The 10,992-nt window shown below is 48.9% G+C and carries 8 protein-coding genes and 1 tRNA gene; 2 read left to right on the forward strand and 7 right to left on the reverse strand.

Translation table 11 applies throughout. From position 1 onward, the window contains the following. Positions 1-5: 5 nt before the first annotated feature. The 5 genes from KTH90_RS11370 to KTH90_RS11390 all read right to left on the reverse strand — a co-directional run bounded on the left by KTH90_RS11370 (position 6) and on the right by KTH90_RS11390 (position 5,320). Positions 6-869 (reverse strand): ABC transporter ATP-binding protein, encoded by an 864-nt coding sequence (locus KTH90_RS11370; protein WP_238726819.1) that lies wholly within the window; start codon positions 867-869, stop codon positions 6-8. Between the two features lie 69 nt (positions 870-938). Then, a complete protein-coding gene (locus KTH90_RS11375) occupies positions 939-2,237 on the reverse strand; it encodes a hypothetical protein (protein WP_238726820.1) in 1,299 nt (432 codons plus the stop codon). A gap of 127 nt (positions 2,238-2,364) precedes the next feature. Beyond that, entirely contained in the window at positions 2,365-3,117 is a 753-nt protein-coding gene (locus KTH90_RS11380; RefSeq protein WP_158352521.1) for a hypothetical protein, read from the reverse strand. Continuing rightward, a complete protein-coding gene (locus KTH90_RS11385) occupies positions 3,107-4,648 on the reverse strand; it encodes a sensor histidine kinase (protein ID WP_158352522.1) in 1,542 nt (513 codons plus the stop codon). Before KTH90_RS11385 ends, KTH90_RS11380 begins: the two co-directional genes overlap by 11 nt. An 18-nt stretch (positions 4,649-4,666) precedes the next feature. After that, on the reverse strand, positions 4,667-5,320 hold the full coding sequence (locus tag KTH90_RS11390; RefSeq protein ID WP_238726837.1) for a response regulator transcription factor: 654 nt from the start codon (positions 5,318-5,320) through the stop codon (positions 4,667-4,669). Positions 5,321-5,633: 313 nt separating this feature from the next. Between KTH90_RS11390 and KTH90_RS11395 the strand changes: the two genes are divergently transcribed. Together KTH90_RS11395 and KTH90_RS11400 are read left to right on the forward strand one after the other, a co-directional pair. Then, positions 5,634-6,419 carry a PHP domain-containing protein gene (locus tag KTH90_RS11395; protein WP_158352523.1) on the forward strand — a complete coding sequence of 262 codons (786 nt, stop codon included), beginning with the start codon at positions 5,634-5,636 and terminating at the stop codon, positions 6,417-6,419. A gap of 18 nt (positions 6,420-6,437) precedes the next feature. Beyond that, positions 6,438-7,736 carry an L-cysteine desulfidase family protein gene (locus KTH90_RS11400; protein ID WP_238726821.1) on the forward strand — a complete coding sequence of 433 codons (1,299 nt, stop codon included), beginning with the start codon at positions 6,438-6,440 and terminating at the stop codon, positions 7,734-7,736. A gap of 40 nt (positions 7,737-7,776) precedes the next feature. On the opposite strand, the gene KTH90_RS11405 is transcribed toward KTH90_RS11400, so the two are convergent. Continuing rightward, positions 7,777-10,272, reverse strand: a complete 2,496-nt coding sequence (locus KTH90_RS11405) for a transporter substrate-binding domain-containing diguanylate cyclase (protein ID WP_238726822.1) — start codon at positions 10,270-10,272, stop codon at positions 7,777-7,779. 152 nt (positions 10,273-10,424) lie between these two features. Next, positions 10,425-10,495: transfer RNA gene (locus tag KTH90_RS11410), tRNA-Cys, on the reverse strand. Positions 10,496-10,992: the final 497 nt, after the last annotated feature.

Genomic DNA, 10,992 nt, shown 5'->3' on the forward strand with positions numbered 1-10,992 from the left:
CCCACCTACTCTCCCAGAAAATACAGGTACACATCTTCCAGGCTCAGATGATCCGTGGTGTAACAGCCTTCCCCGGGCAGCTTGTCGCCCACCAGCCGGACCCAGGTTTTTCCGTCTCTTTGGAATACATTTCCCACCCTGTATTTCTTCTGCATCCCGGAAAGCGCTTCCGTCTCACAGGGCATTTCCCTTACCTTATCCGCCACCCGTTCCATCAGATCCGCGGAAGTACCGGTCCCGATCAGCTTCCCCTTTTTCATCATAATAATCCGGTCCGAGATGGATTCAATATCGCTTACGATATGAGTAGCCAGAAGAATAATCCGGTCCCGGGAGAGGGACGAGATAAAATTCCGGATACGGATGCGTTCCTTGGGATCCAGTCCAGCTGTCGGCTCATCCAGGATCAAAATCTTCGGATTCCCCAGCATTGCCTGCGCTAACAGTACACGCTGTCTCATACCGCCGGAATATCCGCTCAGCTTTTTATGGCGTTCTCCGGCCAGACCGGTGACCTGAAGCAGCTGATCGATCTCGGCCGCCGCCTGCTTTCGATTCAACCCTTTTAACCGCGCCATATAAAATAGAAATGTATCCGCCGTCATCTGCTCGTAAAATCCCTGCTGCTGCGGCATATATCCCAATATTTTCCGGTAGTCCCGCCCAAGTTTCAAAATATCTATCCCATCCAGCAGGATCTCACCGCCGTCACGTTTCAGATTGTCCGTCAGCAGGTTCATCATGGTGCTTTTGCCGGCGCCGTTGGAGCCGAGAATTCCGTAGACCCCGGGGCCAAAGGTGACCGTAAGCCCGTTCAGCGCCCACTGATTCCCATATCGTTTCTTCAGATTCCTGATTTCCAGCTGCATTTTTCCTCCCTGCACGCATTCTCCCGCACATATAGTTATGGGGAGCGTTTCCATTCCGTTCCTATCCCCTTAAAAAGACAGCGGCTTGAATTCTCCTGTTCCGGACAGGATCTCCGACTTCGGAAGATAATAATACGTATACCCCATTCCGAAACCATCCTGCGTCATACTCATTAAATTTTCCACACACAGGAAAACCATGTCCGCGTCACTTCCTATGATATGGCCGACCCCGCTTCCCTCTTCCTGCCCTTTCCCAAGGCTTGCATACTGCCTGTAACCATATTCACCCAGATACTCTCCCTTCAGCGTATAGACATAGATCGTATCCGTCTCCCTGTTGTTGATATAAGCCAATTCTCCGTCAAATTCCGCTGTACCGGTATGTTTGGGATCATCGACTGCGGCAATCTGCTGAGTCTCTTTGGTGGAAATATGGTATTGGTACAAGCCGTTTCCGGATAGAAAATAGTACAAAATCCCCTGGTCTATATACCAGCCGTTGACCGAGATATCACTGGTGTCCCATTTTCCTGTCTCCGCCGATTCGGGTACCGTAAAGACCTGGGTTAACGCTTCGGTCCCGGGATCGTATTCGTAAAGCACTTCCCGGAATTGCTCTGATTTGGGATTGCCGAAGCAATAAAATTTATCCTGATCCGCCCACAAATACCACAGTTCCAGCGAGTCGGCCACAGCCTCATAGTCAAGCTCCAGCTCATTCGTTTTGACCACTTTGGCATCCTCCAGGTTTCCGCCAATCGGCACGCAAAGTATGTTTTCCAGATCGGACAGGAACAGAACCTGTCCTTTATGGATAATAAATTGTGTGGGATTGGAATAGAATCCTTCATTTTCAGCCCGCAGGGTCAGAACTTTTGTTTTCTGGGTACCATCGGCGTTCATCGCATAGAGGTTCCACATTCCTTCATCCACCCCCGGGATCCCCTGCTCCTGCCCGGCGGCATAATACAGCTTTCCGTCATAGTAGGTGATATGGCTTATACTCCCCAGATAAGCGTTACAGTTCTGATCCTGGTGCAGACATTCCGGTTTCCCGCACAGTATCGTGGATTGCATCGTTTCTTTATCCACAAAATACAAGTAACTGTTCCCCATAAAATAATATCCCTTCTCGGAAGCACATCCACGGTTAAACGTATCATCCTGGGACATATGGAAGGGCTTCTGAAATTCCTCATAGGATACTTCTGTCTCCGGTTTTGCCGAGCTGGTGGTCGGCGTATCGGATGTAATAATTTCTTCCTGGCTGCTGTTCTCTGATTTGGCCGCCTGATCCTTCCCGCAGCCGGCTGCGGCCAGGATCAGGCAGAGCGCTATGGCTGCCGCCCTTGCTTTTTTACACATCTGTGCTTACCTCCTTTTATGAAATTTATTATAAATTTCTCTTCATGTTATCAGAGGTTTGCATCATTTTCCCATCACGGATCAATCTGACAAGGATTTTTGAACTATTTAAACATAAGAACGGCGGTCAGTCCGAAAGCTCCGGCAGATCGATCACATCGTGACCGAGATAAAAGCCGTATTCTGTCTCTGCCGCATAATACAGAACAGCAGACCCGCCCTGTCTAAATCGATACTGATAGTATTCCTTCATAGTATCCCTGGCCGCCAGTACATCTGTAAATATAGTCATCAGAGCACTAATCCTTGCGTTCTCCCCAACATCCACTCCCAGATAATCGGCAAAGGCCAGTACTTTTTCATCCGTGAGCGTTTCCTTTTCCCCATTAAAATCTGCCGTATAAAGATAGAGAATCCTGCCTGTCTCATCGTCGATCCCGCACTTGAGATAAGCGGTATCCGAGGAAAGGACAACGGTCCACAGGATCATCGCCCGGCTGTCATCATAGGAATTCATCACCAGAGTAGCGCTGCCTGTCCGCTGCTCCCACTGTGTTCCGGCAGGATCCAATGTCAGCACACCTCTGCGGAAAAGCTCTTTTAGTTCAGCAGTACACTGTATGATAATGCTGTCTCCGGAATATTGGTTTCCAGTGGATACGTCTGCGATTTTTTCACTGGAGAGCAGTTTTAATTTGTCCAGTATTGTCAGAACCGGCACTTCTTCCTCTGTGTCATCAATGGGATTTTCCTGAAGATGGGGTTTACCCAGAATCTGATTGTCTTTGTACAGCTGGAGCCGGTAAGGAGCAAAGATACTAAGGGTGATCAGGCCAAGTGTAATCACGGTAACTGCCGTATTTTTCCATCTACTCTTCATCCGTCACACCTCCAATGCTTACAGTCACATCCGTCCCCCGCCCGGCTTCACTGCAAAAGGACATCGTTCCCCGATGGGCTTCCACGATAAGGCTGCAGATCGCAAGGCCCAGGCCGGCCCCTCCGCTGGCCCTGTCCCTGGCTTTGTCCACCCGGTAAAATGCCTCTGTGATCCTGCTTAGTTCCTCCGGCCGAATCCCTTTTCCGCTATCCGATACGGTAATCCGATACTGGCCATGGTCAGAATGTCCCACCAGCCGTACCACCCTGTCTTCAACGCCTGCCTGACCACACTCCGGCATTGTCTTTCCATATTCGCCCCCTGCGCATCCATTATCCGGCACTGCCATACCTGTCTCTCCTACTGCATACCCGTCATCTGAAAGAACTGTCCCGGATTCTCCGAACGCCTGCCGGGCATTCTCCAAAAGATTCAATAGTAAGGTACGGAACAGTACCACATCGATACGAATGGGGGCGTCCTCGATCTCAGTCAGCAGACGGATGATCTGCCGGTCAAAAGACGGCCGTATAAACGAGGATACCTCCTCCAAAAACGCTTTCGCGCTGACACGCTCTACGGCCAGCTCTCTATTTTTCAAAACCATCAGATCCAGCAGTTTAAAGGAAAGCGTTTCCAGCCGCCTGCTCTCCCGGAATATCGTATCCGCAGCCCGGAGCCTTATTTCCTGCGGTAATTCCCTGGACCGCAGCATATCCGCGTACCCCATGATGGAAGTAAGAGGCGTCTTCACCTCATGGGCAAAGCTTCCTGAGAATTCCTCCTGCCGGCGCAGCGCCTGTTTGAGCTGTTCCATCTTATGTTCCAATGCTTCTGCCATCCGGTTAAAATCCTCCGCCAGCATGCCCACTTCATCCTGTCCCTTTCCACGCGCCCTGACTCCATAATCACCCTCCGCCATCTTCCTGGCAGCCCGGGACAAGCTCCGGATTGGTTTCGTCAGCCACTTCGAGAGCAAAAGCACCAGTACTCCCGTAATACAGGTCATCCCCAGTGTCAGCCGTATGAACAGCCCATACTGCGCGTCTCTCGTCTCAAAGACTTCTGTGATATCCCGCACTGTCTCCAGCCCATAGATCTCGCTTCCCAACTTCCAGTGGCTAAGGTAATGAATCCGGTATGCGCCGTCCTCACTGAGAATTACATATCCGGACTGCTGGCCGGATACATTCAAAAATACAGAATCGTAAGCGGTAAACGCCGGAGTCTGAAACACGGTCCTGTCCTCTCCATCAGTCACCAGTACGGGAAGCTGTTCCCGGTTTTTGTCCAGGACAGAAGACAGCACACGTTCTACCACCGCATGGATATCACGATAATCCTCCCTCGGCAGAAGCCGGGAAGCTGTCTGCAGCGCACCGTTCAGCATAACATTTTGACTTTCCGCGAACTGGATCTCCCTGTCCAGGAACTGCTGCAGCCAGGACGACATCAGGATCATGCCGCCGATGGAAAATGTGCAGCAGACGATCAATATAGTTGTCAAGAATATTTTCCATGAGAACTTCATCCCAGGCCTCCGATCTTCTTATATGTCCAGCCGGTATCCCACCTTATAGACAGCGACGATTCTCTCTTCCCAACCAATCTTCTTTCTGAGTCTTTGCACATGCAGATCCACTGTGCGGCTGTCCCCCAGATAACTTCCGCCCCATACCCGTTCATAGATGGTCTCCCGGTACAGAGCCGTTCCCGGATTCTGAAGGAACAGCAGCAGGATACTATACTCCTTCATGGTCAGATCGATACCGCTGCCCGACTTTTTAACCGTATGCGCCAACATATCCAGTTCGATATCAAACAGCCTGTAAATCTGACCGATTTTCCGGTACCTGCGCAGCACCGTCTCCACCCGGGCCAGCAGCTCGACGATCTCAAACGGCTTCGTCAGATAGTCCTGCGCGCCCAGCTTAAGCCCCGCCACCCTATCCTTCACATCCGATTTTGCCGTGAGAAAGATCACCGGAACATCCAGAAACCGGATATAATTCATCAGTTCAAATCCATCTATTTTCGGCAGCATAATATCCAGTAAAATCAGGTCATAAGCAGAATGATCAATCTTACGGATCGCTTCCTCCCCATCCAATGCGTAATCGCTATCATATCCAGACATTTCCAGATTCAGTCTAATCAAATCAACAATCGCTCTCTCATCTTCCACAACCAAAATATGAATCATATCCATCCCCGCTCCCTTATCACTTTCTAAGTCTTTATCTCTTGCTAATCCTTTCTCTTGTAAAGATTCTAATTCTCTTTCTAATATTCTGTCTTTTATGTCGATTATATATCATAGTTGCATCATTTTTGCATCTGTACATTCATGGAACATTCTCAGATCTTCGTAAATCCCCCCGCTCCATCTGCAGAATCCCTCAAAATCTGTAAATAGATGTAAAACCAGAAGATTTCCCCCTTCCCGAACCCAGGATTTATAGTATAATGGAATGAGTAAAGAAGTTAATTAGTCATAAGAATAGTAGGTGATCCACTTGAAATTTGATATGCACTGCCATGTAAAAGAGGGATCCATCGATGCCAAAGTATCACTGGAAGAATATATTGACCGTTTAATGGACAAGGGATTCCAGGGGATGCTGGTGACGGATCACGATACCTATGACGGGTACCGGAAATGGAAGTATGAGTTGAAAAATGATGACCGCTATAAAAATTTTGTGGTTATTAAAGGGATCGAGTATGATACCCGGGACGCCGGGCACATGCTCATCATTATGCCGGATCATCTAAAACTGAGGGTACTGGAAGTACGGGGACTGCCCATTCAGACACTGATCGATGTCATTCACAAAAGCGGCGGTATTATTGGTCCCGCCCATCCCTGCGGGGAACGCTTTTTGAGTATGATGAGTACCGGACGCTTTCGGAAAAATGATCATCTGGTGGAAAAGTTTGATTTTATCGAAACTTTTAATTCCTGTGAAAGCGATGAGTCCAACCGCCGGGCCAGATCACTGGCCGAGAAGTATCATAAGCCTCAGTTCGGAGGCAGCGACGCACATAAGCTGGACTGTGCGGGCCTGGCTTATACCAGGATCGATGCCGATATCCGTTCTGCCAATGACCTGATCCACGCTGTACAGGAACATAAGGTAGTCTCCTGCGGCGGCACATATTACAAATTTACCACGAAACAAAAACTGGGAAAACTGAATAACATCCCGGTTGCCGCCTTTTATTTCTATAATAAGAGCGCCAGTCTGATTAAAACAAACAAAAGGAACAAGAAGCTGATCGAGCATCTGCTTCTGCGATGAGAAAGGAATGGTAAAACTATGGATAAAAGAGATAAACGCTACAACGCTTATCTTCGGATACTGGAAAAAGAGCTGATACCGGCAATGGGATGTACAGAGCCCATTGCCATCGCATACTGCGCGGCTGTTGCCCGCGACACCCTGGGCAGCTGGCCCGACCGGGTAGAGATCTATGTCAGCGGGAATATTATTAAAAATGTAAAGAGCGTTATCGTCCCGAATACGGGGAATAAGAAGGGGCTGGAAGCTGCCGCCGCAGCTGGTATCGTAGCCGGCGACGCCTCCCGGAAACTGGAAGTGATCGCACAGGTCAGCGCGGATCAGATCGAACAGATGACCCGGTTTTTGGCCGACATTCCCATACAGGTTATGTATGCAGACACCGAATGCCCGCTGGACATCGAAGTAATCCTGTATCAGGGGCAGGACTCTGCCCGGGTACATATCATGCAGGAGCACACTAACATAGTGCTGATTGAAAAGAACGGGGAGGTCCTCGTAAAATCAGAACCTCAGGACAAGCCCGGGACAGAAGGAGCCATGGAAACCGCCGGCCAGGATGACTACGCGCTGCTTTGCATGGAAGGCATCTATGACTTTGCGCAGACCGTTTCTATCGCCGATGTGCAGCAGCTTCTCGACCAGCAGATTGCATACAATTCTGCTATTTCCCGGGAAGGGCTGTCACAGGACTATGGCGCGAATATCGGCAGTGTACTTCTAAAGGCCTATGGCAATGACATCCGGACGCGGGCCAAGGCAGCCGCGGCAGCCGGTTCCGACGCCAGGATGGACGGCTGTGAGCTTCCGGTGGTGATTAATTCCGGCAGCGGCAATCAGGGCATGACCGTTTCTCTTCCCGTCATTGAGTACGCAAAAGAAACAGGCGCCGGCCAGGAATCCCTGTACCGCGCCCTTGTTCTCTCGAATCTGGCTGCCATACACCAGAAATTTTATATCGGCCGCCTTTCCGCCTACTGCGGAGCTGTCAGCGCCGGAGCCGCGGCAGGAGCCGGTATTACCTATCTCCTGGGCGGCGACTACTCCCACATCTGCCATACCATCGTCAATGCCCTGGCCATCACTTCCGGTATCGTATGCGATGGGGCCAAGCCATCCTGTGCAGCCAAAATCGCAGCCTCCGTGGATGCCGGAATCCTGGGATACGAAATGTACTTAAACGGCCAGCAATTCTACGGCGGGGACGGAGTTCTGGCCAAAGGCATCGAAAACACGCTCCACAATATCGGGCGGCTCGGCAAAGACGGTATGAAAGACACTGACAAAGAGATCATCCGCATTATGTCCGACTGTTGATATACAACCGCAGGTCCGACGGTGAAATGCCGTCGGACTGCTATAAGCCGCTCTGCGGATCTATCCGGTCCGCCACCTTGAATCCATTTCTTCCGTTTTTCTTCGCCTCATACAATTCCTTATCCGTAATCTGATACAAATCTTCGTATTGATCCCCGTCACAGGACATTGCCGCCCCCACACTGATCGTAATCTTGATCGCGTTTTCCACCAGAAGCTCCCGGGCTTTCGAACAGATTTCACTGCATTTATCCTGCAGCCCTTTGATATCTTTCACTTTCTTCATATAGACCACGAATTCATCCCCGCCCGGCCGGCCTACGATATCATCCGCCCGAAAACTGGAACGCAGCAGCTGCGCGACACAGCGCAGTACCTCATCGCCGCTCATATGGCCGTAACTGTCATTCACTGTTTTAAAATGATCCACATCGATGATCAGCAATGCACCATGATCCCCATTCCGATTATGAATGTCTTCTATGATCAGATTCCGGATCGTTTCGGCATTATAGAGATGTGTCAGGCTGTCCATCTGGGCTTTTGTAAGAAGTTCATCTCTCTCCTGCATCTCCTCATCAATCAAATTGATCTTACCCAGAACATAAATCAGGGCATCGCCATCATAAACTTTTTCGATTGCAAATCTAAGCCAATGCCGAAGGCCGTCATTACACGCTAAATTTGCCTCCACGATTCCATCGTTATGCATAATAAGATCCACGAACACTTGTTTCTGTTCTCTAATCTCATCTGTATCCGATTCTTTTTTCAAATTGAAATCGAGCATTTCCGGCTCTGTATTTTTTCCAGGCCGCGGCCGCGATACCAGAAGCTTTCCCGTCTGGTGGTTATATTCAAAAATATAATCGTTTACCAGTGCATAGAGCCTGAAGTGCTTCTTAAGCTCCAGTGCCGTCTTTTTACTCATGCGGGCACGCTGCCTCAGGAAATAGGACAGCACTGCGATCACAGTCAAAAACCCCGCCACAAGGATGATGATGGCTTCCACCGGATTCATCCGGATCATATCACCAATCGTGTAGGTTTGCTTGTTCATACTGTTTTGATTTATGATCCCCTGCATATCCACATCGGGAATCGTCGCGATCACTTTGTTCAGAATCGATAACAGCTCCATTGATCCTGGTTTTACCACTCCGAAGCAGATCTTCCTGGCCTCATAAGTCTGGGGGACCATTTTCAGATCATGGAATTCCGGCTTATTGATAAAGAACTGCGCGGTATAGGCATCTACATAAGTATAGTCCGCCTCCCCTTTTTCCACAGCCCGTATACATTCACTGATGGTATCATACCGGCATATATTTCCCAGATACTCTCCCTTATAACTGCCTGCATTAGTCAGCGCCAGATTTTTTCCCTGTATCGACGCTTCCGTGGAATCCTCCTTCATCAGGATCAGGTATTGTGCTGAGACATACGGCCGGGACATGGAAAGCCGCCTTTCCCTGGCCAGGTCATAATTATAAGGCATACCTCCCACCATCTTAATCTCATCCTGGTTCATTTGCTGATAAATCAAATCCGGCGTATCCACGCTGACCAGCTCAAACTGAAGTCCTGTAGTCTTACTTACATAATCCAGTAAATCCACCGAGATCCCGGAAAGCTTACCCTCTTCCTCATTCCAATACTGATAAGGCGGTTGTTCTTTCAGAACGGCCACTTTCATAATACCGGCTTCTTTTATATATTCCCGCTCCGCTTTCGTCAGATATAGTTTATTGTCTGTCGACATAAAATATTTTTCATACAGTGAGGTTGTAAAATAAGGATTTGACTGTTCGATACTTACGATAGCCTTATTCAAATCTTCCAGCAGTCCCGTATTCTTATCCTTTGTGGTAACGAAAAAAAATGGCTTGGATGCAAACCGGGCGATCGTTCGCACCCCTTCCACATTATTTATACTATTATTCAGCATCATATCGGCGCGTCCCGACAGCAGCGCTTCCTTTTGTTCCTCTACAGAAGTACAGTTGACATACTCCGGCGTGAGCAGATTCATTGCACAGTATTCTTCCAGTTCTTTCACGCTTCTGCTGCTCTGGCTGAGAACTGCGATTCGAAAATTCTGCTGCACCTGCGAATTGATCGTGAAATCCGGAATATTTTCATAGAGCACCTGAAGCACTGTATCCACAGTACCATAATCGTGGCTCGCATAGTCGAACTGTTCTCTGAGCGCAGGATCATAGAGCATCCCGCCCATCAGATCCACTTCCCCATCCTGGATCATCTGCATAAGCGTTATGAGACTCTCATTCTCATCGCCCGGCACCTGCACGAATTCATAATCCCATCCTGTATACTGAGCGATCTCTTCCAGATACTCGTACGTATAACCGCTGTAGTTTCCATATTCATCCAGGTCGGTAAGGCCCTTCTGAATCGGGAATGCCACCCGGACCGTTTTTTCTTTTTCAGGAGCGGCGTCAGCGCTTACCGGCCACAGGATTAAGCCGATTAAGGCCGTCAATATAAAGCACAGACCTCTTAGCATCTTTTTCATTTATCTCTACCTATCTATCAGGAGTACATTATTAAGTCGCTATACGAATCATTATACAAGTATTTACTGAGGGTAGCAAGGAGATTTCGATGAGCAGTACTTTCCTGCCGGTCAATCAAAAAAAAGCTCCTGAAAATTCAGAAGCTTTACAGAGGCGACAACCAGATTTGAACTGGTGATCAGGGTGTTGCAGACCCATGCCTTACCACTTGGCTATGTCGCCACAGCTATTTGATTATAGCAAAACATTTTATTTCCGTCAAGACCAAAAAATAAGTTTTTTCAAAAAGAAGAATTTCACACTGGAGATGCACGCCGCGCAGAGTGGCTTCGCCAGTAGTTCTGACAATATGGGAGTTTTTTACTGGTAAGCGTTCAACAAAACAGGGAAAAACCCTGGGGAGCGGGATGTGTATTCCTGCTTTGGAGCACAGGACAGGCACCCGCCCCGCGTCCCAAAATAGGAGTACGCATCCCCCCAGTGTTATTCCCGACCCTTTTTTTTTATAGCTATGAGCACTTAGCGGCCGTTTTTTGGCCGCTTACGTGCGATGCATGAAAAATAGTCAGCGAGGCTTTTTCGAGCGCTACTATTTTTTATAGCTATGAGCACTTAGTGCCCGTTTTATGGGCACTTACGTGTGATGCATGAAAAATAGTCAGCGAGGCTTTTTCGAGCGCTACTATTTTTTATAGCTATGAGCACTTAGTGCCCGTTTT

Origin of the sequence: Diplocloster modestus, assembly GCF_019042245.1 — a bacterium.
Taxonomy (GTDB): Bacteria; Bacillota; Clostridia; order Lachnospirales; family Lachnospiraceae; genus Diplocloster; species Diplocloster modestus.

Excerpts from the sequence above, each read along its gene's own strand:
- KTH90_RS11370 (WP_238726819.1), bottom strand. The coding sequence starts at position 869 with ATGCAGCTGGAAATCAGGAATCTGAAGAAACGATATGGGAATCAGTGG.
- KTH90_RS11375 (WP_238726820.1), bottom strand. The coding sequence starts at position 2,237 with ATGTGTAAAAAAGCAAGGGCGGCAGCCATAGCGCTCTGCCTGATCCTG.
- KTH90_RS11380 (WP_158352521.1), bottom strand. The coding sequence starts at position 3,117 with ATGAAGAGTAGATGGAAAAATACGGCAGTTACCGTGATTACACTTGGC.
- KTH90_RS11385 (WP_158352522.1), bottom strand. The coding sequence starts at position 4,648 with ATGAAGTTCTCATGGAAAATATTCTTGACAACTATATTGATCGTCTGC.
- KTH90_RS11390 (WP_238726837.1), bottom strand. The coding sequence starts at position 5,320 with ATGATTCATATTTTGGTTGTGGAAGATGAGAGAGCGATTGTTGATTTG.
- KTH90_RS11400 (WP_238726821.1), top strand. The coding sequence starts at position 6,438 with ATGGATAAAAGAGATAAACGCTACAACGCTTATCTTCGGATACTGGAA.
- KTH90_RS11405 (WP_238726822.1), bottom strand. The coding sequence starts at position 10,272 with ATGAAAAAGATGCTAAGAGGTCTGTGCTTTATATTGACGGCCTTAATC.